The sequence below is a fragment of the Yersinia sp. Marseille-Q3913 genome (assembly GCF_963892745.1).
Lineage (GTDB): Bacteria > Pseudomonadota > Gammaproteobacteria > Enterobacterales > Enterobacteriaceae > Yersinia > Yersinia bercovieri.
Map to the genome: position 1 here is coordinate 1 of NZ_CAWQAF010000009.1, position 23013 is coordinate 23013.

Sequence of the window (23013 nt, forward strand, 5' to 3'; positions counted from 1 at the left end):
ACTTTTACACCATAATTCCCCGATCCCTTGGTCTACTTTTGCACAATATTTAACACATATGGTACGTAACAGCCTGAAATACGCGTCCTGGAAGGACTACAAAGCCGTCACCAGCGGACTGAAAGCGGTTTATCAGGCCCCGACCGAAGAGGCGGCGCTGATGGCGCTGGATGCGTTTGCGAGTGAGTGGGACGACAAGTATCCACAAATCAGCAAAAGCTGGCGTGCGCACTGGGAAAACCTGAATACGTTCTTCGGCTACCCTCCGGATATCCGCAAGGCCATCTACACCACGAATGCCATAGAATCGCTGAACAGCGTGATCCGTGCGGCCATAAAGAAACGCAAAGTGTTCCCGACGGACGACTCGGTACGGAAAGTTGTTTATCTGGCGATCAAAGATGCGTCAAAAAAATGGAGTATGCCGATCCAGAACTGGCGACTGGCGATGAGCCGTTTTATTATCGAGTTCGGTGACCGTCTGAGCGATCACCTTTAATACGATGGCAGTTACACAGAATTACGGACAGGCTCGACGAATATTATCTGCTCCGAATTAACCTTTTTTAGTTTTCTCCCATTTTTATCGTCCCCACCACAGAAAATAACCTTTATTTCTTTAAAATCATTCAATCTTAAATTGGAACGATGTTTTGATTGTGAGGTTTGAATGAATGCAGGTCTCTTCGTACGCACTCTCGCACTATCAGCGTTGCTTGCTGCTACAGCTGTGCAGGCAAGTTCAGTGACACATCAAAAAGAAGCCATTACCGAAAATAATCTTCCTGTCTTCTACCCGCAGTTAAAAAAACAGATGACATACCAAAGCTCATGGCTCGCCGGGAAATATACAGATTTCGCGCTATGGAAAAGTGATACACAAAAAATCCTCCGACAAGCATTGCTCACCCCAGACTCAACAATTGCGTTTGCCGCAGAGAAGATAGATCAGCAAGATCGTGGGAGTTATGTCGCTGAAAAAATAGTATTCAACATCACTGACGAAAGTCGTGTTCAGGGATTGCTATTAACCCCTAAACGGCAAGGCCCTCATCCGGCGATTGTTCTTTTGCATGATCACGGCTCTAAGTTTGATATTGGTAAAGAGAAAATGATCCGCCCTTGGGGGGATAGCGCACAACTGGCCTCGGCGCAGGCGTGGTCAGATAAATTCTTTAGCGGCAGGTTTATCGGCGATGAGTTGGCAAAACGTGGCTATGTGGTGCTCTCTATTGATGCTATTGGCTGGGGTGATAGAGGCCCTATGAGTTATGAACAGCAGCAGGCTTTAGCCAGCAATTTCTTTAACCTCGGCCGCTCATTAGCCGGCAATATGGCATATGAAGATATGCGGACTGTTGATTTTCTGGCGACACTCCCGTCAGTTGATCGCCAGCGTATTGGGGCGCTCGGTTTTTCTATGGGAGCATACCGTGCATGGCAACTGGCGGCACTGTCAGATAAGGTGGCCGCAACCGCAGCTGTATCCTGGTTTGGCAACTATCAAGGTCTGATGACGCCGAGCAACAATGTGCTGCGCGGGCAGTCAGCTTTCTACATGCTTCATCCCGGTATCGCCAATAAGTTGGATTTCCCTGATATTGCCAGTTTAGCTGCGCCAAAGCCGATGCTACTTTTTAATGGTGGCAAAGATAAATTATTCCCGTCAGCGGCAGTCGAGCAGGCCTACAGCAAAGTGCATGCCATCTGGTGTTCGCAAAATGCGGAGTCGCGGCTGGTCACTCGCAGTTGGCCGGATCTCGGACATGTATTTTATCAAGAGCAGCAAGACGTGGTTTTTCCGTGGTTAGATCGTTGGTTAAAACCATAAAAAAAGGCCCCGAGGGGCCTTGTCGCGATAAAACTTTATCAGTGAGAGCTACTTTGTGATGCGCCCAAGCCCGTTTGTGAGCGGACAAACTGAGCTTTGAAGAGCAGGCGCTCTTGCTGACCTGCTTCTGAAGTATCGGTGATGGAGAAGAACCAGATGCCGACGAACGCCACTATCATTGAGAACAGTGCAGGGTATTCATACGGATAGATTGGTTTTGCATGTCCCAGAATCGTTACCCAGATGGTGGGGCCTAAAATCATCAGAATAACCGCAGTCAATAGCCCCAACCAGCCGCCAATCATGGCACCACGGGTGGTCAGTTTTTCCCAATACATAGAGATGAAAATAATAGGGAAGTTACAGCTGGCGGCAATGGAGAATGCCAAACCTACCATGAAGGCAATGTTCTGTTTTTCAAACAGAATCCCCAAACCAATAGCTACGAACCCTAACACCACGACCGTGATTTTTGAGACTTTCAGCTCATCGCGCTCATTTGCTTTACCGTTCTTAATCACACTCGCGTAAAGGTCATGGGAGACCGCCGATGCACCCGCTAATGTCAGTCCGGCGACGACGGCGAGAATGGTTGCAAAGGCAACTGCTGAGATAAAGCCTAAGAAGAAGCTACCACCAACGGCATCAGCCAGATGGACTGCCGCCATGTTGTTACCACCCAGCAATGCTCCTGCTGCATCTTTAAATGCGGGATTCGGGCCAACTAATAGGATCGCGCCAAACCCAATAATGAAGGTCAAGATGTAGAAGTAGCCGATAAAGCCAGTGGCGTAGAACACACTTTTACGGGCCTCTTTCGCATCACTTACCGTAAAGAAGCGCATCAGAATGTGGGGTAAACCCGCAGTACCAAACATCAATGCCAGACCAAGCGATAGCGCTGATATTGGGTCAGAGACCAATCCGCCTGGGCTCATGATTGCCAAGCCTTTAGGGTGAACTTTGACAGCCTCGCTAAATAGCGTATTAAAGTTAAAGTTAACTGATTTCATGACCATTAGGGCCATAAATGATGCACCGGCCAGCAACATGACCGCTTTAATAATCTGCACCCATGTGGTTGCCAACATGCCGCCAAACAGCACATACAGCACCATCAAGATACCGACCAGCACCACTGCGACGTGGTAGTTCAAGCCAAATAGCAGCTGAATCAACTTACCTGCACCCACCATTTGGGCGATCAGATACAGGGCAACTACCACTAATGAACCACAGGCGGATAAAGTTCGAATGGGTTTTTGCTTCAATCGATAGGAAGCAACATCGGCAAAGGTATAGCGCCCCAGATTACGCAGACGTTCCGCGATTAAAAACAGAATGATCGGCCAGCCGATTAAGAACCCGATGGAGTAAATCAAACCATCGTAGCCGGAGGTATAAACCAGTGCAGAAATGCCGAGGAAGGATGCTGCCGACATAAAATCACCGGCGATCGCCAGGCCATTTTGAAAGCCGGTAATCCGCCCACCTGCGGTGTAATAGTCCTGTCGGGAGCGGGTCCGTTTTGACGCCCAGTAGGTGATATACAGTGTTGCGCCGACAAACAGAAGGAACATCACGATCGCCTGGATGTTCAGCGGTTGGCGATGAACTTCGCCAGTTATTGCATCTGCCTGTGACAGCGCAGGCAGAGCCAGTAAGGAAAGTGCAGACCAATGGCGGATCTTCATTGCTTCACCTCGCGAAGAATTTCTGCCGTCAGACGGTCAAACTCGCCATTAGCACGAATTACGTAAATACCGGTAAGAACAAAAGAAATAACAATCAGCCCCACACCAACGGGAATGCCGCGAGTAATGCTGGAACCGGCGTAGAGCGGGGTGCCGAGCCATTGTGGTTCGAAAGCAATAAGGAAAATAAAGCCGACATACAGCGCCAAAGTAATTAGCGACAGTAGCCAGGCAAAGCGACCACGCTTTTGCACCAACTCTTTGAAACGCGGGTTATTTTCAATCTCTTGATAAATGCTGTCATTCATCAGAGTTTCTCCTTTGAGGCATTAATTAAGGTTGCCGCCCGCAGGCGACACAATTTACGACGGTGTTTGCATTGATTGTTTTTCTTCCAGTAATTTGTCCACAACACCCGGATCGGCCAGCGTAGAGGTATCCCCTAAGTTGCTGGTGTCCCCCGCCGCAATCTTACGCAGAATTCGGCGCATGATTTTGCCTGAGCGGGTTTTTGGCAGCGAATCCGTCCAGTGCAGAATATCCGGTGTGGCGATCGGGCCGATCTCTTTGCGCACCCAGTTACGAACCTCGGTATAGAGCTCTGGTGTTGGCTCTTCACCGTGATTCAATGTGATGTAGGCGTAGATAGCTTGCCCTTTAATGTTGTGCGGAACCCCAACAACCGCTGCTTCGGCAATTTTTGGGTGAGAGACTAAGGCTGATTCAATCTCGGCAGTGCCTAAGCGGTGGCCTGAAACGTTCAACACATCATCGACTCGGCCAGTTATCCAGTAGTAGCCATCTTCGTCACGGCGGGCACCATCACCACTGAAATACATGCCCTTAAAGGTGGAAAAGTAGGTTTGTTCGAAACGATCATGATCGCCAAACAGTGTTCTGGCCTGACCCGGCCAAGAATCCGTGATGACCAGATTGCCTTCTGCCGAACCTTCCAGCGGATTGCCCAGATTGTCGACGATCGCGGGTTGTACGCCAAAGAATGGGCGAGTTGCGGAACCTGCTTTCAACTCAGTCGCCCCCGGCAGCGGGGTTATCATGAAGCCGCCGGTTTCCGTCTGCCACCAGGTGTCGACAATCGGACATTTGCTATTACCAATCTTGTTGTAGTACCACTCCCAAGCTTCTGGGTTGATGGGTTCACCTACCGAGCCCATGATGCGCAGTGAATCGCGCTTAGTCCCTTCGATGGCCTTATCACCCTCGGCCATTAGGGCGCGGATCGCGGTTGGGGCGGTATACAGAATATTAACCTGATGTTTATCGATAACCTGGCCCAATCGATTGACGCCCGGATAGTTCGGCACACCTTCAAACATCAGTGTAATTGCGCCGCAAGCCAGTGGGCCGTAGAGCAGATAACTGTGGCCAGTCACCCAGCCGACGTCGGCGGTACACCAGTAGATATCGCCGGGGTGGTAATCGAAAACATACTTAAAGGTTAGCGCGGCATAAACCAGATAGCCGCCAGTGGTATGTAATACCCCTTTCGGTTTACCCGTGGAGCCGGAGGTATAAAGGATAAACAGCGGGTCTTCTGCACCCATCTCTTCCGCAGGGCAGTCAGCGGAGGCTTCGTTAATCAGATCATGCCACCACAAATCCCGCCCATCTTGCCAATAACTGGCATTACCGGTGCGCTGGAATACGACCACATTTTTGATACTGGTGATGCCTGGGTTTTTCAGTGCTTCGTCGACATTTTTTTTCAGTGGAATAGCGCGACCAGCACGGATGCCCTCGTCGGCAGTAATCACCAATTTTGAGTTAGAGTCGATGATGCGGCCAGCAACGGCATCTGGTGAGAATCCACCAAAAATAACAGAGTGAACCGCGCCAATACGTGCGCAAGCCAGCATGGCAACAGCGGCTTCTGGCACCATCGGCATATAGATAGCCACCACATCACCTTTTTTGATACCCAGTTTTTTCAGCACATTGGCAAACTGGCAGACATCATGGTGAAGTTGCTTATAAGTGACGGTTTTTGACTGGTTAGGATCATCACCTTCCCAGATAATCGCGGTTTGATCACCACGTTCAGCCAAATGGCGGTCAAGGCAGTTGGCGGCAAGATTCAGCGTACCATCTTCGAACCAGCGGATGCTCACATGGCCGGGATCAAAGGAGGTATTTTTAACGGTGGTATACGGCTTAATCCAATCAATAATCTTGCCATGTTCACCCCAGAATTGATCCGGGTTCTGCACCGATTGTTGATAGTATTGATGATATTGTTCTGGGTTTATCAGGGCATGCGCTGCAATTGCAGTTGGAATAGGGTGCTTATGTATTTGGCTCATAATAGTTCTCCTTGAGATTGTTAATAATATGTCAATCAAAGGTTAATTATAGTGCGAAGGAACGTTTTGTTTCTTTTTTGGGCGACAGATCACGCATAAAGGATGTTGATTTAGAGACTTACTTAACGTGCTGCGTGGTGAATCGATATCTTAATGGTAGGAGAAGGAATTTGAGGCCATGCTATAAAGGAAAGAAATGTGCTAATCAGCTCATTTTTGCTGTGAAAGGGAGATATTTAAGCGCATGTATCATCTAGGGCATTAACGTAGCGTGATTAATGCAATTCAATGCAACTGGTTAACCAAAAAACAGGAATTAAATTTACAATAGCTGAGTCATACTATTTTAATATCGGATGGTAATTAAAGTGAGATATATATTCCAGAGAGAAATATAGATATGGAAATAAAAAATCGAATAGAATAATTATGCATTTCTATATTTCCCTATTTTGGGTCAATTTCAGTCTATGCTTTAAAAAATTATGATTCTAGTTGTAGAATATCTAAAATAAGCGGAGACTTGTGATAGTTGAATTTAACATTAAAGAAACATAACGCGTCAAAAAATAAAACATAAATAGGATTTTTCTTGTTATTTAATTTAGTTTGTTTTTTATACTGACGCACCAAGCTATTATTTGCTATCAAGCTATTTTACTTTTTTAATAACAATTGTTTACTGCATATTGACCGTTTTTTGGGCTGATATTATATCTCGACGCGATGTCGGCTTTGTGTAAACAAGGCTTGCAGAAGCGTGCCCAAAAATGATACTGATTTATAACGTGGACGGCTGGCGGGAGGCCGTACCATAAGCTCCATCAACTATAGCCCCGTATTTAATGATTAAGTATTCCATTTGAAATGCTTGGTAACTTGCATTTCATGGCATTCTTTGAGGGATTTTTAGGGTATGAAAAGTGTAAAAATAGGTCTGGCCTGGCAAATACTCATTGCGCTGGTATTAGGTATTTTGGTTGGTGCGATTCTGCATAATCAAATTGAGTCCAGAGAGTGGTTAGTTAGTAACGTTTTAAGTCCGGCGGGCGATATATTTATCCGCTTAATTAAAATGATTGTTGTGCCCATTGTTATTTCAACCCTGATCGTAGGGATTGCTGGTGTGGGTGATGCGAAGAAACTCGGGCGCATTGGCCTGAAAACCATCATCTATTTTGAAGTTATTACGACCGTCGCTATTATTGTCGGGATCACCTTAGCGAATGTATTCCAGCCGGGGCATGGCATTGATATGTCGGCACTGACCGTGGTGGATATCTCCCAGTATGAAAAAACCACCGAACAAGTACAAAGTGGTAGTCACAGTCTGGTAAGCACTATTTTGTCGCTGATCCCAGCGAACGTCTTTGCTTCCATGGCAAAAGGCGATATGTTGCCGATTATTTTCTTTTCAGTGTTGTTTGGTTTAGGGCTATCTTCACTGCCAAAAGAAACCAAAGAACCACTGTTGAATGTGTTCAAAGCTGTTTCAGAAAGCATGTTCAAAGTCACACACATGATAATGCGTTATGCGCCTATCGGGGTGTTTGGTTTGATCTCGGTGACTGTGGCCAATTTTGGTTTTGCCTCACTCATTCCTCTCGCCAAATTGGTTATTCTGGTTTACGCCGCCATTCTCTTCTTTGCTTTAGTGGTGCTGGGCACCGTAGCAAGATTGTGTAAATTGCGTATTTGGACCTTAATTCGAATTCTTAAAGATGAACTGATTCTAGCCTATTCTACCGCCAGCTCTGAAACCGTGTTGCCGCGAATTATTGAGAAAATGGAAGCCTATGGCGCACCTAAATCCATCACCAGTTTTGTGGTGCCGACAGGCTATTCATTTAATCTCGATGGCTCTACGCTATACCAAAGTATTGCGGCCATCTTTATTGCCCAGCTATACGGTATTGAACTCTCCATCGGACAAGAAATTATTTTGGTACTGACCTTAATGGTGACGTCAAAAGGCATTGCCGGTGTTCCTGGCGTATCTTTCGTTGTCTTACTGGCAACATTAGGCAGCGTGGGGATCCCATTGGAAGGTTTGGCCTTTATTGCCGGTGTGGACCGTATTTTGGATATGGCTCGAACGGCGCTGAACGTGGTGGGTAATGCGCTAGCGGTACTGGTTATTGCTAAGTGGGAACACCAGTTTGACCATAAGAAAGCCAAGGCATATGAAAAAGCGCTGTTTGCTCCGAAGCAGACACCTGTTAGCCAAGACTAATATCAGGCGCGCATCAGTTAGCGAAACATTGATTCATTAAGATTCGCACGATACTGCTCGGCAATGAAACCCCCTATCAGAGTAATACTGATAGGGGGCTTTTGATTACTGTTTATCATCCTACTGCGCAAGTTAAGTTGCTGTGACTATGCATTTAATCCTAAGCGATATGACCAATGAATAAGTTCGGCCACTTTGTGCACATCCAGTTTTTTCATCATATTAAGCCGATGAGTCTCAACTGTTTTTTGGCTGATAGAAAGTCGGTCTGCAATAATACGGTTACAGGCACCTTCGGTAATCAGTTTTAGAATTTGCCGTTCTCGTGGCGTGAGAATGGGTTGGTTGTTCTCGGTATCTTGCGACAGCTTATTTACCAACGTGCTATTTAGCGCAGGATCAATATAGCGCTTACCAGCCGACACGGTTTGAATCGCGGCCATTAGAATCTGCTGCGGGCTTTTCTTTAAAACATAACCTAACGCTCCACTGCTTAATGTTCTGCTGGCGTAATGCTCCTCATGACGTGCCGTTAATGCCAAAATCTTCATGGTTGGCCAGCGGCGAAGAAGCTGGATAATCACGTCAAGACCATCCATACCGGGCAGACCTAAATCAATAATTGCCATATCTGGCTCGGTCTGACGACATAAATTATAGACGTCTAGCCCATTTTCCGCCTGGCCGACAATATGATAGCGCGGATAAGGCGTGAGCATATTTTTAATCCCATTAATAATCAGTTCATGATCATCAACGATCAGTAATTTCGTTTTCATAAAGTCCTTCCTTTTACCTGATGATTAAAATGGAGTTGCAGGAACTCTCATTTCAAAATAGCGAATGAATCATCTCGTCAAGGCGAGTGATATCTTGCTGTGTAATGGTGTTCTGGGCCTCAATGGCTATTTCCAGTTGAATGGCTGCGTCTTGTAATTCAATAAGCCCCGCTTGACCGGCACAGCCTTTTAGCGTGTGGATGATGTGCGATAGGCTGGGAATATGAGTGAGTGATTCGCTTGCCTGCTGCACTAGCACTTTTAGAGACTGAGATAATTTCAGACGAAGTAAGTCATCATCCACATTTAATAGCGGTCTGGGGATTGAGATATGGGGAGAGAGACTGATATCGCGCTCAAGCTGAAATTGTGCTGCCAAATCGAGCACTTCTGCCAATTGGCAAAAAGTGATGGGTTTAGAGAGATAGTGATTCATCCCCGCTTGATAGGCCTTTATTTTTTCGTCAGGGTTAGTATTGGCACTCAGTGCCGTTATCATGCAGCGATTATCACGATTAATCATATCCTCACGCCAACAGCGGGTGGTTGTTAGTCCATCCATACCCGGCATACGAATATCCATTAATACCAGATCAAAACGTTGAGTTTGGCCAAGATGCAGTGCCACTTCGCCACTCTCGGCCAATGTGACTTGGTGCCCCAACTGCCGCAGCATCATACCGGTAATATCACGATTCGTTTCTGCATCATCGACCAACAATATAGACATATGCCAAGGTTGAAGTGGAATGTTTTGCTGTATCTCATGCGCAGATAATTCGGGAGAATTATTATTGCTCAGGTACTTTTCTACTTTGGTATATAAGCGGCCTGGTAGATAGTTCAGCTCTTTATCGGTAAATGGCCCCGACGACGAGAGTAAAGACTCATTATTTTCGGGTAAGCAGAGAATACCCCAGGCAGATAATTGCGGGTGTAATGACGGTGGTGCGCATAATTCGCCTTTAAAAGGCTTGGCTAGGACTATCCCTTGATACGGCAAGCTTAATGTGAAACAGCTACCCTGACCTAATTGACTGAGCAACGTAATCTTTCCACCCATCATTCTTGCCAGATTATCTGCAATTGTTAGCCCTAAACCAGTACCATGTCGATGGTCACACGTTTGGACAAAAGGACTGAATATCGCTTGTTGATGCTGCGGATTAATGCCACAACCGGTATCTTTAACTGTGAAACAGAGATGTTTATCTTGGCGTTCGATATTAAGACTAATATGACCCTGTTGAGTAAATTTAACGGCATTACCCAATAAATTAATCAGAATCTGTTTTAATCGTTGGCTGTCTAATTCAAGTGATAAAGGAACGTCTGAGCTGACATAGGTAGAGAGAATTAGTGATTGACTCAAGACTTGGCTATGAACCGTTAGCATGGCTTGATCCAATAGAGGTAATAGCGCAGTTTTCTCCTGAGACAAGGTCATTTGGCCCGACTCAATGCGAGAGAAATCCAAGAGATTATTGATTATTGCCAGTAGTGATTGTGAACACTGGCGAGCTGTCTCCGCCAACCGATATTGTTCAATGGTTAACGTAGTATTTTGCAATAATTCAACCGCGCCTAAAGCCCCATTTAAGGGGGTACGAATTTCATGGCTAATGGTGGTCAGATGCACGCGCTTGCGGCGATTAGCTTGCTCGGCAGCCTGTTTTGATTTTGCCAGCGCCAGTGTGCGTTTCTTGACTTTCATTTCCAGAGTGTCGTATTGCTCATTCAATGCATCTAGTAACTTATTGTAAGCACAAGCAATTTTACCTAACTCATCCATGCGCTTAACGGGCAAACGCGGTTCCATGGTTTTTGGACCCGTGGCAGCCATAATATTAACGAAGTTCCAAAGGGGGATTGCCAGGTAATAACGCAGCAATAATGAAAGCACTAACGTGAGTAACAGCAAAATAGCGAAGGCAAATGGCAGTTGATGTAAGGCGGGCTTGGCCGCTTCCCAGGCAAAACCAACTCTGGGATATATCACTAATTGCTGCCAACCAGGGCCTTTTAACTGAGTTCTCAAGACCAAATAATCTGACGTCTGTTGCCAGCCATCATGTAACTGACTATTTTTTAGCTGACGAACAATATCATGCAATTGACTTAACGGTATATTCTGTTGGGATATTGGTAATAACTCGCCATTTTTATCCAGCCACATATTAATGTCCCGCTGTCCTATTGGTTGATTATCAGTAAATAATTCATTTAGTTTTAATGAAAAACCGGCTAAGGAGCCTTTTTGATCACATGCGGCAACAGAAACATGCCAGCCATTTTGCGCAGAATAAGTCGGCATACCCCAGAAAATATTGTCGTGACTCGGAAATATTGGCAGTAGAAGCAATTCTTTCCGTCGCTGACTCAAATAATCATTGGATACTGACTGTGGTCGGAATAGAGTGATTCCGTCTTTACGATTAATGGTAAAACTGTCGAGATAATAGGTTTGACCGGAATTGCCGTAAGCTTGAGTGATGGGGAGATTATGCCTGGATTGGATGACACTACAGTTCCCTGAGCTAAAAGGGACACTGTTATCTGCATCACTTTCTAAGTGAGAAATCGGGAGCCGCCAGATCGACTGATAACTTGTCTGGTGCTGGATTAACGACGCCGCATCACGTTCGGCCCCTTCAAATTGGTAATTGCTTAAATCTGCACGTAATGACGCCATATGTGTTAATTCATTCACTAGCCGCTGACGTGTATCCTCATATGAGAAAAATGCCGTAGCCGAAATCGAGATTAACCAAATGGCCATTAATGTGATGCCCAGTATGAGTGTCAATCGAGTGACTAGTGATGATGAATTGTCCATGATGATGAATTGTCCATAAAGTCACCTAACTGTTTTTTTTAGTACGCCACAGTCAAAATTTGATATCAAGAATTACACTGAATTCATCATTACTCGTTATAGATTCATTTAATTATAAAAAAATAAATTCAGGTTTTCGCCTTGTGGCGAATAGTGATATACAACGGATAATAGAACTGTAGTAATGCAGGAGTTATTGTCGATGCTGGAAATTTTGAAAATGCAGCCTTTAATTAATGATATCGACTTATCAGATATTAATATTATTCACTTTACCTTACGAGACATTCCATCTAAGGCAATGGACTATAATCACTCAATTTGTATTGGTGTTTTCTTTATAGACAGAAAAATGATATCTGATGCGATTATTCGATATATCGCCCTTATGTTGGCGTCTCTTGAGGAGTTGCAAGACTTTGCCTTGCAGCTTAGTGATGGTTATTGGTGGCTATGGGGTCGATATACTGTCGATGAACGCGGCACCCTTGATGAGAAGCATCAGGCACTATCGATAAAGTTAGAACAAATTCATTCAATTATTCAGCATCTTAACTCTTTGGTCACCAAAGTTAACTCACCCAAAATAGACGTTCCACTGAAGCCGATAAGAAAAATATGAGGGTGAATTTATGAAAGGAGTAGCAGGTTCAATATTACTTCTGTTCGCGTCACTGGCCAATGGACAAGAGATCCCTTGGCAAGGTGAGCCTTTCTTTATTTATAGCCGGGGTATTGCCGTTTCTGACCTGCTAAAAGATTTAGGGATAAATTATGGTATTCCAGTGGTGGTGAGCCAGGAAATAAGTGAACACTTTAGTGGGAAAATCCGTGATAAAACTCCAGAGGAAATACTGTCTGAGCTTGCCGGGTTGTATAACATAATTTGGTACTACGACGGGGACATTCTCTACTTTTACAAAGCCCAGTCCATTCGACGGGAATTTATATCGCCCGATGGGTTATCGACCACCACGCTCATGAAGTATCTACAAAGCAGTGGTGTTCCGGTGGCTAAAAATTGTGTTGTCAAAGCCGTCTCTCGCCTTGGCGCCATTGAAGTGACGGGGGTTCCTATCTGTATTGAGCGCGTGACCACATTGAGCAAAATGCTTTCTGCACAAATTCGTAGCCAAAATGAAAATAAAGAAACGGTGTCCGTCTTCCAATTAAAATATGCCTCTGCGGCGGATTCAAATTATCAGTATCGTGATCAACAAGTTAAATTACCGGGTTTGGTTAGTGTGTTACGGGAAATGACGATGGGCAATAATTTGCCGCTGGTAGGTGGAAAAGGACAAGAAAATACGCCGACCAGTACGCCACTCTTCTCGGCAGATCCTCGGCAAAATGCCATCATTATTCGAGATCGTCAGGTTAATATGCCGATCTACCGCAGTTTGATTGCACAGTTGGATCAGCGGCCAATTCAAATAGAGATCTCAGTGACCATTATTGATGTTGATGCTGGGGATATCAGCCAACTAGGTATCGATTGGTCAGCGTCTACGTCTATTGGTGGGGCGGGAATTTCACTTAATAGTGGCGCGGGGAGTAGTGGCACAGGCAAAAATAGTGCTGATGGATTCTCTACTGTTATTGGTGATACCAGTAACTTTATGGTGCGGCTGAATGCCTTACAAAAAAACTCCCGCGCCAGAGTTTTATCACAGCCTTCAGTGGTGACCCTGAATAATATTCAAGCGGTTTTAGATAAAAACGTCACCTTTTATACCAAGCTGCAAGGTGACAAAGTCGCCAAGCTTGAATCAATTACATCGGGATCATTATTGCGGGTAACGCCGAGAATGATCGATGCAGACGGTGAAAAAGAGGTGCTACTCAACCTGAATATTCAGGATGGGCAACAACAGGCACCGATCAGCAGCAGTGAGCCGTTACCAGAAATACAAAACTCAGATATCTCGACCCAGGCCACGTTACGTGTCGGGCAAAGTTTACTCTTGGGTGGCTTTATTCAAGACAAGCAAATTGAATCGCAAAATAAGATCCCTTTGTTGGGTGATATCCCGTTATTAGGCGGATTGTTCCGCAGTACGGATAAGCAATCTCACAGCGTTGTTAGGTTATTTTTGATTAAAGCGGTGCCAGTTAACACGGGGGAGTTACATGACCGTAAGCTATAAACTCCGTCTGTTAAGCGGTGAACTTAAGGGGCGTGAACTGAGACTCCCTGAGGGGGAATTTACACTGGGTGAACAGGACTGTGATGTACTATTGCCCCTACCTCAGGGAGAAATATTGACGTTGGTCATCAGCGAACACCAAATAATGATGCAGGTCGCTGGCGAGGTGTGGGTTAATGGTTTACGACATGATTTGCAGCAGGCACTCCCGCTAAAACAGGCGATTGAAACCTCCGGATTGATATTAGTTCTCGGCGAGGAAAATGACGTCTTATGTGGTGTTAAAATTACGTCTCGGGCCGGTTCGCGCTTATTGCTATGGTTATCGGTGGTGACATTGATCCTATTGTCACTACTATTCATATTGATATTTTGGGCTATGCAGCAACCTAAAGCCTTGCAGGCTTATTTTCCCCCCGATATGCCGACACGACTCTCTGAACAGCTGAAAAAACCTGTTTTACAGGGAGTAAAAGGAAGTTGGCTATCGGATGGTAGCCTGATATTGAGTGGCTACTGTACATCTTCTCCCGCGATTATTAATTTGCAGAATTTCTTGGTGTTAAATCATATTGTTTTTCAGAATCAGTTAGTTTGTGATGACCACTTAATCACCAGTATCAACGATGTATTACATCAGTACGGCTACCAAGATATTGACGTTAAAATAGGAGGGGAGCCTGGCAATATTATTCTCTATGGCGCGATTGAAATGGGGGGGCAATGGCTAGAAGTCCAGAAAGCGCTGGCCAGTGTTGCAGGATTAAAAAGCTGGAAAGTTGTTAATACTCACGATGGACAAATTTCGCAATTAGTTGAACGCTTAAGGGAGCAAGGACTGTTAGGTTATCTCAGCATGATGCAAAGTAATAAGGAGGTGATCATCAGTGGAGTATTGTCGCCTGATCAACAGCAGCAATTGATGGGAATGCTGGCAACCTTGGCTCAACAGCAACCGGATTACCTTACGGTGAGCTATCAGAATATCCCCATTTCAGATCAAACCGAGCAGCTACTCCCTGCGGGGATTGTCAGTTATGGCGGGAATCACCATTCAGGTTTTGTGCAGTTGGCAAACGGCTTACGTTTACAGCAAGGAACCGTGCTGGCAAATGGTTATAAAGTGATTTTTATTGGCGAACAGGGTATTTCATTGCTTAAAACTAACAAATTAGTTCATATACCGATGAGCTTTTAAGAATAAGGCGCTGAGCGAATGCAACATATTACTGAGTTGGAAGATGACATTAAGTCTAAATCTAAAAACATTCAGCAGAAGAGAGAGTTACTGAGGAAGGAAAAATTAATTATTGAGTATCAATTATCTCTACAGCAAATACCTGATAACTATAAATATCTTAATGATATAAAATTGGCACTGAGTAGTGTCGAAAAAATTATTGAAACCTTAGTTATTCGTTATGGTCACTAAAATTAATTTACATGTTTGTTTCTTAAAGTAAGTATGTAAATACAAAAGACAGGAGGGAGTGGATAGGTAAGAATGTGTTCAATGGTTAGAAACTATCAAAAGGTGCGTATTATGAATGAAAACGATCCTATTCAATATATGCTAGCTGATCTTCAAGGAAGATATAATAAATTATCTTCTGACTTTAGTAAACTAAAAGATTATCAGCAGCAAATTGAGCTATTAAAAGAACGAGTTAATAATGATATTAGCGCACAGGAAATATTATGCCGCCTAGATGCTGCTTTCCCTAATGGATTGACGCAAGAAAAAGCTAAAATGACGGCCTGTATTTCACAAATGACAATGCAATTTAAGCAACTGGAGACGCAGTTTAAAAATATCAATTCAGGTGAAAACCTGTAGTTAATAGCCCAACCGCAGCGATTTATTCTTTGAATATTGGAGAGTATATATGTCAACCAGTATATATAAAACGCCTATCCCAGAACATTTTTCAACTCATCCAACCAAGTCATCTGGCTATGACGTAGGGAAAAGTTCCTCTCCTGATGCCAGTAATGATGCTGACGATATTTTTAGTCAGGGTTTGAGCGTCCTTTACTCATTTCTTGATGTACTTAAAAACCTTGCCGCGACTGATTTTAAAGGGATGCAGTCCCGCTCAAAATATGCTCGTGATGTACAAGATAATGCCAATCAGGTCGATGAAGTGATTGCTAAAGCCTCGAAAGGTGATGATAAAACCAGAGAGCCACTACCTGATTCAGTTATCAAGTTTATGCGAGAAAATGGCATTAAAGTTGATGGCATGAGTATTGATGATTATTTAAAGAAAAATGGCCCAACATTGGGTAAAGGGGAATTAGAGGCAGTGAAGGGGGCATTAGATAATGCGAAAACCAGTGCGACCGACTCTATGACTCAGGATCAGTTGCAATTACAGAAATTGATGCAGAGTTATAACGTTTGTGCCAATAACATCAGCACATTGCAATCTGGCTTAAAAGATTTACTGATGACTATTTCCCGGAATTTCTGCTAATTAAGACTGTTGTTGTAAGGATCATAGCTATAGGGATCATAGTTTTAAGGACGGTATAAATGAATATTCAACCCACTGATGTAGTGCTTAATTTTATGAGGCGTGGAGGTTCGCTGCATATGCTGGCCAACATGGCCCCAGAGGATCTGGCGTTACTTTATGAATATACCGTACAACTTTGTCAGGGAGGGGAGTACGACAGTGCCAAACGATTATTAAATTTGCTGGTACGGTTTGACCATTGGAATTTCGCTTATTGGATGACATTAGGTTTGTGCTATCAACAAACCGCTGATTTTCATCAGGCGATTTATTGTTTCAGCCGTGCAGGGCAGATTCAGATAGATAATCCACGCCCATCATGTTCGGCAGGAGAGTGCTATTTAGCCTGTGGTAATGCCGCTTATGCTGAAAAAGCTTTCCGAACAGCATTAAATTGGTGCCATACCAATCCAGAACTGGCGCATATAAAGCAACAAGCTGAACGAGGCTTGGCCGCTTTATTACTGGAGGTGCGACATGTCTAACCCTATTTCATTAAAAATAGCTCCGACGGTTAATGGGGCCATGGCAATAGCAGGGAAAACTACAGCTGTATCACTGGCTACAATGCCAGATTGGCGAGCGATCGCGGGGCTACCGCCATCGGTGGATTGCAATATAACGTCACCCAAAGTTACGCAACAAAAAGCCCAGGCCGCATTGGATCGTTTGCTGGTTTCTTTGCCGCAGTCTGGTGCAAAAAAGGGAGGGGATGACCGATTACACCTCGATCGACTCGCGAGCACCGATATGCAACTCATCATTGCGATGGCGGGTAACCTGAATCTGGGCGTTTTTTCTGATTTGTGTCAATCAATTAGCAAGCAGATGGAACGCGCCGCAGAGGTGCAAACTTTTCTGCGTGATAAGCGTGTTGCCGACTATCAACAACAGATTGATAAAGCTGTTGAGCAGGCAGATAAGGCCAAAAAAGCCGGCATTTTCAATGCAGTATGCGATTGGTTTATCGGCGCGGTTGAGGTGATTTATGGTGCAATCAAGGTTGCCGAAGGGGTATTAACCGGTAACCCGGTGGCATTGGCTTCTGGTGCTGCCTATCTGGCGGCGGGCACTGCCGGGCTGGTCAAAGCGGCAGCAGAAACGGCGATGCTATTAGGGGCATCGAAAGAGAAATGCCAGGAAGTGATTGATGTTGCAGGAAAGGTTCAGCTGGGTTGTGAATGTTTTGCGATGGCGGTTGATCTGTTTCAAGCTGGCCGCGCAATTAATGCGGCCCGCGTAGTCACCAAAGGGGCGGGTGATGTACTGAAAGCGGGTAGCAGTGAAGTGCTGCTCGATGCGATTAAGAGTGGTGTTGGCGAAGAGATAGAGCCTTTGATCGAACAGTTTGCCAAGGATGTCAGCAAGCAGGTTAGCACCGAGGTGGCCATGCAAGGGGGGGAGATTGAGATGGTTGAGGCCAGAGATATGGCTTCTGCGGCGGCTAAACAGGCGATTGAAACGGAAATGACCTTGGCGCGCAATATCACCAAATCTTTTACTCACGCAGGTGTAGAGAGGTTGGTAAAAGATGCCACCAAAACATTGGTGCAGGAGGTGATGAAGAAGGGTATCACATTGACAGCAGAAGAGTTTGAACAGCAATGTACCAAAGCCATTATGAAAAAAATGATCAAACAAATAATAAAAGATATCGCGACTTCACCATTACTGATCCTGCAAAAATGTACTCAAGGTGTCAGCCAAATCAATAGTGGGCAGTTGTCTATTCAAAAGTCGGGTCTGCAAAAAGAGATTGAACAGTTACTGCTTAATCAGGAGTTCACCCAATTTATGGATGAGTGGGTAGAAAAAAATAAGCAGCAGCAAACGACACAACTAAAAGATATTTCTCATGATGCACAAGAAACAGTGGGTCAGCTAAACGATAACATTCATCAGAATGGTATGTTGCAGACAAAAATTGCCAACTCATTAATTTAGCGGAGGTAGTTATGGGGATTTCAGTCAGTCACGGAATAAAAGCACTTGAGCAAAATACGCCATCAGTTGATGGGAAGAGTTATCGCGAGAGTAATATTGACGATGTTCTATCCTCTTTATCTGATGTTATTTTTAAGATGTTTGAATTGTTTAAAAAAATGCGGGATTTACTGAGCGCCTATAACCAGAAACAGCAAGAGTTAGGTTGGGATCTACAAGTAAATTCAATGAATCAGAAGCGCGAATCCATTGCCGACACGTACCAGGCATCCATACTTAGTGGGAGCAGTGCTCTACTTTCTGGTTCAGTCGGTATTGCCGGCGGCGTAGCCAGCCTCTCCCCCCTCGGCGAATTAGCCAGCCACGCAGGCACTGGTGCTGGGAAAATCAGTGAAGGTGGCTTTAAAATTGGGGAGGGGGGGTGGACACGCGATGCAGAATTATCCCGCATGACCGGTGATCTACAAAACAGTAACTCACAATCTTATGCCAAAAGCATCAGTGCATTACAAAATAGTCTGAGTGAAAGCCGACAAAGTTCGAAGGAGCTAAGTAAAGACGTCACCAATATCATTAATCAAATCGCCATGGCCGTGAAGTTATAATGTATGGATGCAATGACACTCGCGTTACGTAATAAAGGTTGTAAGATTAAAACTGCCTATTTTGAAAGAAGTGCCATCAAGATAGGCAGTGAGTTTTCTCTTTATGGCTATCGGGTTATTTATCGTATTGAGCATAACGAGCTTATTATTTGTTATCTGGAGGCCATGAATAACGATAAATTTCCCGGTGATTTTTTAAAACTCTTTAATTTCTTATATCATTTAGGTAAAGGGATAACCGAACTTTCAACCATCAGAATGTTAGTGATTGATAATATCGCCAATCCAGCACTGCAACTCATCCGACATCGATTAGTTAAGGTTTTAAGGGCTAAAGGTGCATTCATTAGAAACATCGAGGGTAATGATTGGCTACTATTTGATGTCAGCACCAGGAAATAGAGTATGGGGGCAAAATGGGTGATGTCAGTATCGGCGACTTACAAGCTATCTGTAGCCAAATAAATAGCGTGTTGAAAGAACAAGGTATTATTAACTCAGATATGATGGAGACTCAGCAGCCCGTTAACCAACAGGAGGTGCAGGAGATATATGCGCGCGGTTATCAGGCCTGGCTCGCGGATGACTATATCGCGGCGATGGCTGATTTTTCCTGGCTCACATTACACTGCCCGTTAGAGCCACGATTCCATCTGGCATTAGCGGGAGCACTGCAAATGCAGCAGGAGTATGGGTTAGCGCTGAGTGCCTATGCTTGCGCCCTGTTGTTGGAGGCAAAAGACCCTGATCCTGTTTACCAGATGGCTATCTGTTTGCAGGCCCAGGGAAAGGGGGCCGATGCTAGAGAAGCGCTACAAACGGCCATTGAAATGAGTTATCTGAATCCGGAATACGCCCCTACTGCTGAAAAAGCCTTACAACTATTGGATAGAATATAAAACAGACTCTCAGTCGGTATGGTTAATATTGAAGGAGCAAAATATGAGCGGGGCTTGTAGCGTTAACGTTCAACTAAATATTGCCCAATCTATAATGACAGAAGAGAGTGTGGATAATAATACAAAGCCAAATATCTCATCTCCTAGTAAATTTGAAATTGCTAATGAATCCGCAACAGAAATTAATTATCTTCTTGATATTCAGGAAAATAAATCAGCTGAATTATGCTGTGCCAGAGTTAAGCTGGCCAAAAAACAATTTTTTATTAATATCATTGAGATGACTGCTTCCTTAATTGCTTTTACTGTCAGTGTCGGGATGACGGTTTGTAGTGGGGGGACTACAGCCCCTCTCGCGGTACTGACAGGATTGAATCTTGTGTCATCACTTGCAAATTTAGCCTGTGCTTATCATAACTGGGATTGTGCCAGCAAAGGTAAACCGGAACTGACAATGGGCAATGACGCACTACAACAGCTCGTTTTTATTTTAGCTAAAAATGCCCAGGTATCGCCCTCAAATGCAAAAAAAATTGCTCGCATCACTTCGTATTTGATTAAAACGGGAATATTTGTTGCTTTAGGTGCTGTTGGTTTTGTTATCCATCCAATGATTAATAGTAGCGTATGTTTACTCGCCAGGAATTATGCACCCATATTGACATCTATGCTGAGTACTGCCGCTACGGGTGTACTCAGCACTTGGATAGGTAATAATAATGATGAAATAGAAAGTGCCTTAGATAAGCTAATTGAGAATGAAAAGGAGGTCGTCCATCAAATAGCCTTATTGGAGGGTAAGTTAACTACTATCGTTGGATAATAAAGTTAATCATTTTATTTAAAAATAATCGGTAGAAATGGCTTTGTTAAGAGTTCAGGTCTAAACCGGATACCTGTTTATTCTAATATTTGTCAATCTTGTCTAAGGCTAGCAACATCCTAAGGAATATAATGAAAACAATACAATTCATTCTATTTAGGCAAGAGGGAATATTACGGCGCGAAGGTGAGTGTCACACTGTGTCTGCAGGTAATCTGGTTGTTGCTGATGAGCAGACAACGGTATCTGTTTTTTCGCAAAGTGCTTTTATCTCAATAGTGTGCCACTCCATTGATCTTTTACCCATATATCAAGATCTCGCGAGCCAAATGGTGTCGTCGAATAAGTTCCGTTTGCCCAGTAAGATGTCTGATCACCACAAAATATTGCCAGTAAGCCACGATATTATTGAGGCGGCTGAGCAATTGCTTAATATCGAACGAACCACCGCATTAAGATTTATTTACCTTTACTGTTTAGGTTTGGATTCCGTCTATTTCTCCCGATTATTAGAATCAATCGTAGGGACAAATAATGAATTATTGGAGTTCTTTGAGAAGAATCGCCTCAATCCATGGACAGTTTCACGTTATGCCGATGAATTAGGGATTTCGACCCGTAAATTGAATTTTCTGTTCTACGAGAAGTTCGGAATGTCAGCCAAACAGTGGCTACTGGATCAACGGCTGAAAAAAGGTTGCGAACTGCTGCTCTCAACACGATTACGGGTGGCAGATATTGCCATGGAGTGTGGGTTTAGCAATCACGCCCATTTTTCTGATAGTTTCCGTCGCCGTTTTCAGCAGTGCCCGTCCCATATGCGCTCGCTAATGGAGTAAGGGGGTTGGATGGATATAAACGCGCTAGTTAATGAATTGACACAGAGTATCAATAAGATAGGCCAGGATTTCCAAAGCCAGATGGCCTCAGGCAACCCTTCTGATCCTGAGCATATGTTGAAAATGCAATTTGCCATGCAGCAGTATTCGTCTTACATCAACTTTAGTAGTGCCTTGATGAAGGGGATTAAAGATATGACCAGCGGAATTATTGCCAAAATATGATTTTACTTTCAGCAGCTTGTCGCCAATTAGTGGTTGAAGCCGCCCTGGCTGGAGTGAATCACAGCTTACTGGACGAGGCCCGCAATATCCTTAATGTCCTGCCTCAATTGATACCCGACCCCTCGGTACGTCTGGTCTGTGAGGCGATGCTGCTATTCGGGCTACATCAACAGGATGACGCCCTGGCATTACTGGCAACGTCTCGGTCAGAGGATGCACAGGCGATGCTGGTTTTACTGCAACAAGGTATGACAATGGGCAAGAAGTGACGGGTGCTGACAACAGTGCCGAGTCGTAACATTTTGATCAACAGGAGATTATTGCATGGAAATTGATGCTATTCAGGCTGCGACAACACTGAGTACCTCGTTGCAGCCGCCTGCTAATACCCAACAAATAGCCAAATTTGCGCAGTTGATGCAACAAGCTGAACCCACGGCTCCCATGCTGTCGCCTGATCAATTGCTGGTGATGCAGTCACAATGGACGCACGCCACATTAGCTGTTGATTTAACAGCCAAAGTAGCCGGAGTTGTCGGACAAAACATCAACAAATTGGTCAATATGCAATGAAACAGCTGCGGCGTATGGTCGCGACATGGCTGGTTGTGGTCTCCCTCTCTGGCTGTGGTATGGAGCTGTATAGCGGGCTTTCGGAGGGAGAAGCGAATCAGATGCTGGCGTTACTGATGCTGCACCAAATTAAGGCCGAAAAACAGTCGGATAAAGGGGGGGCGGTCAGTTTGAGTGTTGATAAGAGCCAGTTTATTAACGCGGTTGAACTGTTGCGGCAAAATGGTTTTCCTCGTCAGCAATTCACCACGGTGGATGAGTTATTTCCTTCGAATCAACTGGTGACCTCACCCGGTCAGGAACAGGCCAAAATGGTCTATTTGAAAGAGCAGCAACTGGAGAGCATGTTGAGCCATATGGATGGGGTGATCCATGCCGATGTGACTATCGCCATGCCCGCACCAACTGACGGAAAAAGCAGCGTTCCTCATGCCGCCTCAGTGTTTATCAAGTATTCACCTGAAGTCAATTTGCTGATCTATCAGCCGCAAATCAAAAACCTGATCCGCGATGCCGTGCCGGGCATTGATTACGCCCAGATTAGCCTGGTGATGCAGCCTGCCAATTATCGATTTAGTGCCACCCCGCCGCCGCAAAGTGGCATGGGGAGGGGGCTGCAATGGTTGCTCCGCCATGGCGAAATGGTGCAGATGGTTTTAGGTGCGTTGCTGATTTTGTTGGTGGGGCTGTCGACGGCCGGTTTGGTGCGCTATTTGCGCCGATAAGTGGCTAATGGAGGGAATAA

General features: G+C 44.7%; 25 protein-coding genes. 20 read left to right on the plus strand and 5 right to left on the minus strand.

Features of this window, described 5'->3' with window-relative positions; translation table 11 throughout:
* Positions 1-499 (plus strand): transposase (locus AACW11_RS04345; protein WP_212586106.1); only part of this gene is annotated, 499 nt, incomplete at its 5' end.
* Positions 500-670: 171 nt separating this feature from the next.
* A complete protein-coding gene (locus AACW11_RS04350) occupies positions 671-1831 on the plus strand; it encodes a dienelactone hydrolase family protein (protein WP_283050449.1) in 1161 nt (386 codons plus the stop codon).
* A 38-nt stretch (positions 1832-1869) separates the two neighbouring features.
* Here AACW11_RS04350 and actP read toward each other — a convergent pair whose 3' ends face one another.
* The 3 genes from actP to acs are packed head-to-tail and all read right to left on the minus strand — an operon-like array spanning position 1870 to position 5846.
* Positions 1870-3525: a cation/acetate symporter ActP gene (gene actP / locus AACW11_RS04355; protein WP_212586107.1), complete on the minus strand. Its 1656-nt coding sequence runs from the start codon at positions 3523-3525 to the stop codon at positions 1870-1872.
* On the minus strand, positions 3522-3833 hold the full coding sequence (locus AACW11_RS04360; protein ID WP_004874055.1) for a DUF485 domain-containing protein: 312 nt from the start codon (positions 3831-3833) through the stop codon (positions 3522-3524). The genes actP and AACW11_RS04360 overlap by 4 nt, the downstream gene beginning before the upstream one ends.
* A gap of 54 nt (positions 3834-3887) precedes the next feature.
* Positions 3888-5846, minus strand: a complete 1959-nt coding sequence (acs, locus tag AACW11_RS04365; protein WP_212586108.1) for an acetate--CoA ligase — start codon at positions 5844-5846, stop codon at positions 3888-3890.
* Between the two features lie 916 nt (positions 5847-6762).
* Between acs and gltP the strand changes: the two genes are divergently transcribed.
* Positions 6763-8079 carry a glutamate/aspartate:proton symporter GltP gene (gltP, locus tag AACW11_RS04370; protein WP_212586109.1) on the plus strand — a complete coding sequence of 439 codons (1317 nt, stop codon included), beginning with the start codon at positions 6763-6765 and terminating at the stop codon, positions 8077-8079.
* Between the two features lie 146 nt (positions 8080-8225).
* On the opposite strand, the gene AACW11_RS04375 is transcribed toward gltP, so the two are convergent.
* Both AACW11_RS04375 and AACW11_RS04380 read right to left on the minus strand, forming a co-directional pair.
* On the minus strand, positions 8226-8858 hold the full coding sequence (locus AACW11_RS04375) for a two component system response regulator (protein ID WP_212586110.1): 633 nt from the start codon (positions 8856-8858) through the stop codon (positions 8226-8228).
* Between the two features lie 52 nt (positions 8859-8910).
* Entirely contained in the window at positions 8911-11694 is a 2784-nt protein-coding gene (locus AACW11_RS04380; protein ID WP_212586111.1) for a two component system sensor kinase, read from the minus strand.
* 202 nt (positions 11695-11896) lie between these two features.
* Between AACW11_RS04380 and AACW11_RS04385 the strand changes: the two genes are divergently transcribed.
* From AACW11_RS04385 to sctJ, 17 genes are all read left to right on the plus strand, one after another.
* On the plus strand, positions 11897-12316 hold the full coding sequence (locus AACW11_RS04385) for a hypothetical protein (RefSeq protein ID WP_212586112.1): 420 nt from the start codon (positions 11897-11899) through the stop codon (positions 12314-12316).
* Between the two features lie 10 nt (positions 12317-12326).
* The gene (locus AACW11_RS04390; RefSeq protein WP_212586113.1) at positions 12327-13841 is read left to right on the plus strand and encodes an EscC/YscC/HrcC family type III secretion system outer membrane ring protein; all 1515 of its coding nucleotides are present in this window, start codon (positions 12327-12329) and stop codon (positions 13839-13841) included.
* Positions 13825-15039, plus strand: a complete 1215-nt coding sequence (gene sctD, locus AACW11_RS04395; RefSeq protein WP_212586114.1) for a type III secretion system inner membrane ring subunit SctD — start codon at positions 13825-13827, stop codon at positions 15037-15039. Before AACW11_RS04390 ends, sctD begins: the two co-directional genes overlap by 17 nt.
* An 18-nt stretch (positions 15040-15057) precedes the next feature.
* Entirely contained in the window at positions 15058-15273 is a 216-nt protein-coding gene (locus AACW11_RS04400; protein WP_212586115.1) for an EscE/YscE/SsaE family type III secretion system needle protein co-chaperone, read from the plus strand.
* Positions 15274-15384: 111 nt separating this feature from the next.
* A complete protein-coding gene (locus tag AACW11_RS04405) occupies positions 15385-15678 on the plus strand; it encodes a chromosome partitioning protein ParA (protein ID WP_212586116.1) in 294 nt (97 codons plus the stop codon).
* Between the two features lie 49 nt (positions 15679-15727).
* Entirely contained in the window at positions 15728-16318 is a 591-nt protein-coding gene (locus tag AACW11_RS04410; RefSeq protein WP_212586117.1) for a chemotaxis protein, read from the plus strand.
* A gap of 59 nt (positions 16319-16377) precedes the next feature.
* Positions 16378-16845: a SycD/LcrH family type III secretion system chaperone gene (locus AACW11_RS04415; protein ID WP_212586118.1), complete on the plus strand. Its 468-nt coding sequence runs from the start codon at positions 16378-16380 to the stop codon at positions 16843-16845.
* Positions 16838-18304 (plus strand): type III secretion system translocon subunit SctE, encoded by a 1467-nt coding sequence (sctE, locus tag AACW11_RS04420; protein ID WP_212586119.1) that lies wholly within the window; start codon positions 16838-16840, stop codon positions 18302-18304. Before AACW11_RS04415 ends, sctE begins: the two co-directional genes overlap by 8 nt.
* Positions 18305-18315: 11 nt before the next feature.
* The gene (locus AACW11_RS04425) at positions 18316-18909 is read left to right on the plus strand and encodes a chemotaxis protein (RefSeq protein ID WP_212586120.1); all 594 of its coding nucleotides are present in this window, start codon (positions 18316-18318) and stop codon (positions 18907-18909) included.
* A 3-nt stretch (positions 18910-18912) separates the two neighbouring features.
* On the plus strand, positions 18913-19311 hold the full coding sequence (locus AACW11_RS04430) for a pathogenicity island 2 effector protein SseE (RefSeq protein ID WP_212586121.1): 399 nt from the start codon (positions 18913-18915) through the stop codon (positions 19309-19311).
* A gap of 14 nt (positions 19312-19325) precedes the next feature.
* Complete coding sequence (locus AACW11_RS04435; RefSeq protein WP_212586122.1) at positions 19326-19808, plus strand: SycD/LcrH family type III secretion system chaperone; 483 nt, start codon at positions 19326-19328, stop codon at positions 19806-19808.
* Between the two features lie 43 nt (positions 19809-19851).
* The gene (locus tag AACW11_RS04440; protein ID WP_212586123.1) at positions 19852-20631 is read left to right on the plus strand and encodes a hypothetical protein; all 780 of its coding nucleotides are present in this window, start codon (positions 19852-19854) and stop codon (positions 20629-20631) included.
* Positions 20632-20762: 131 nt separating this feature from the next.
* Positions 20763-21470, plus strand: coding sequence for a helix-turn-helix domain-containing protein (locus AACW11_RS04445; protein ID WP_212586124.1), 708 nt, complete (start codon positions 20763-20765; stop codon positions 21468-21470).
* A gap of 9 nt (positions 21471-21479) precedes the next feature.
* Positions 21480-21695 carry a type III secretion system needle filament subunit SctF gene (gene sctF / locus AACW11_RS04450; RefSeq protein ID WP_005278146.1) on the plus strand — a complete coding sequence of 72 codons (216 nt, stop codon included), beginning with the start codon at positions 21480-21482 and terminating at the stop codon, positions 21693-21695.
* The gene (locus AACW11_RS04455; protein ID WP_212586125.1) at positions 21692-21964 is read left to right on the plus strand and encodes an EscG/YscG/SsaH family type III secretion system needle protein co-chaperone; all 273 of its coding nucleotides are present in this window, start codon (positions 21692-21694) and stop codon (positions 21962-21964) included. The genes sctF and AACW11_RS04455 overlap by 4 nt, the downstream gene beginning before the upstream one ends.
* A gap of 55 nt (positions 21965-22019) precedes the next feature.
* Entirely contained in the window at positions 22020-22268 is a 249-nt protein-coding gene (gene sctI / locus AACW11_RS04460) for a type III secretion system inner rod subunit SctI (protein WP_212586126.1), read from the plus strand.
* On the plus strand, positions 22265-22993 hold the full coding sequence (gene sctJ, locus AACW11_RS04465; RefSeq protein WP_212586127.1) for a type III secretion system inner membrane ring lipoprotein SctJ: 729 nt from the start codon (positions 22265-22267) through the stop codon (positions 22991-22993). Before sctI ends, sctJ begins: the two co-directional genes overlap by 4 nt.
* Positions 22994-23013: the final 20 nt, after the last annotated feature.

Excerpts from the sequence above, each read along its gene's own strand:
- sctI (WP_212586126.1), top strand. The coding sequence starts at position 22,020 with ATGGAAATTGATGCTATTCAGGCTGCGACAACACTGAGTACCTCGTTG.
- AACW11_RS04415 (WP_212586118.1), top strand. The coding sequence starts at position 16,378 with ATGAATATTCAACCCACTGATGTAGTGCTTAATTTTATGAGGCGTGGA.
- AACW11_RS04410 (WP_212586117.1), top strand. The coding sequence starts at position 15,728 with ATGTCAACCAGTATATATAAAACGCCTATCCCAGAACATTTTTCAACT.
- AACW11_RS04390 (WP_212586113.1), top strand. The coding sequence starts at position 12,327 with ATGAAAGGAGTAGCAGGTTCAATATTACTTCTGTTCGCGTCACTGGCC.
- acs (WP_212586108.1), bottom strand. The coding sequence starts at position 5,846 with ATGAGCCAAATACATAAGCACCCTATTCCAACTGCAATTGCAGCGCAT.
- AACW11_RS04430 (WP_212586121.1), top strand. The coding sequence starts at position 18,913 with ATGGATGCAATGACACTCGCGTTACGTAATAAAGGTTGTAAGATTAAA.
- AACW11_RS04380 (WP_212586111.1), bottom strand. The coding sequence starts at position 11,694 with ATGGACAATTCATCATCACTAGTCACTCGATTGACACTCATACTGGGC.
- AACW11_RS04425 (WP_212586120.1), top strand. The coding sequence starts at position 18,316 with ATGGGGATTTCAGTCAGTCACGGAATAAAAGCACTTGAGCAAAATACG.
- AACW11_RS04385 (WP_212586112.1), top strand. The coding sequence starts at position 11,897 with ATGCTGGAAATTTTGAAAATGCAGCCTTTAATTAATGATATCGACTTA.
- sctJ (WP_212586127.1), top strand. The coding sequence starts at position 22,265 with ATGAAACAGCTGCGGCGTATGGTCGCGACATGGCTGGTTGTGGTCTCC.
- AACW11_RS04375 (WP_212586110.1), bottom strand. The coding sequence starts at position 8,858 with ATGAAAACGAAATTACTGATCGTTGATGATCATGAACTGATTATTAAT.
- AACW11_RS04435 (WP_212586122.1), top strand. The coding sequence starts at position 19,326 with ATGGGTGATGTCAGTATCGGCGACTTACAAGCTATCTGTAGCCAAATA.
- AACW11_RS04400 (WP_212586115.1), top strand. The coding sequence starts at position 15,058 with ATGCAACATATTACTGAGTTGGAAGATGACATTAAGTCTAAATCTAAA.
- sctE (WP_212586119.1), top strand. The coding sequence starts at position 16,838 with ATGTCTAACCCTATTTCATTAAAAATAGCTCCGACGGTTAATGGGGCC.
- actP (WP_212586107.1), bottom strand. The coding sequence starts at position 3,525 with ATGAAGATCCGCCATTGGTCTGCACTTTCCTTACTGGCTCTGCCTGCG.
- AACW11_RS04440 (WP_212586123.1), top strand. The coding sequence starts at position 19,852 with ATGAGCGGGGCTTGTAGCGTTAACGTTCAACTAAATATTGCCCAATCT.
- AACW11_RS04360 (WP_004874055.1), bottom strand. The coding sequence starts at position 3,833 with ATGAATGACAGCATTTATCAAGAGATTGAAAATAACCCGCGTTTCAAA.
- sctF (WP_005278146.1), top strand. The coding sequence starts at position 21,480 with ATGGATATAAACGCGCTAGTTAATGAATTGACACAGAGTATCAATAAG.
- AACW11_RS04445 (WP_212586124.1), top strand. The coding sequence starts at position 20,763 with ATGAAAACAATACAATTCATTCTATTTAGGCAAGAGGGAATATTACGG.
- AACW11_RS04455 (WP_212586125.1), top strand. The coding sequence starts at position 21,692 with ATGATTTTACTTTCAGCAGCTTGTCGCCAATTAGTGGTTGAAGCCGCC.
- sctD (WP_212586114.1), top strand. The coding sequence starts at position 13,825 with ATGACCGTAAGCTATAAACTCCGTCTGTTAAGCGGTGAACTTAAGGGG.
- AACW11_RS04350 (WP_283050449.1), top strand. The coding sequence starts at position 671 with ATGAATGCAGGTCTCTTCGTACGCACTCTCGCACTATCAGCGTTGCTT.
- gltP (WP_212586109.1), top strand. The coding sequence starts at position 6,763 with ATGAAAAGTGTAAAAATAGGTCTGGCCTGGCAAATACTCATTGCGCTG.
- AACW11_RS04405 (WP_212586116.1), top strand. The coding sequence starts at position 15,385 with ATGAATGAAAACGATCCTATTCAATATATGCTAGCTGATCTTCAAGGA.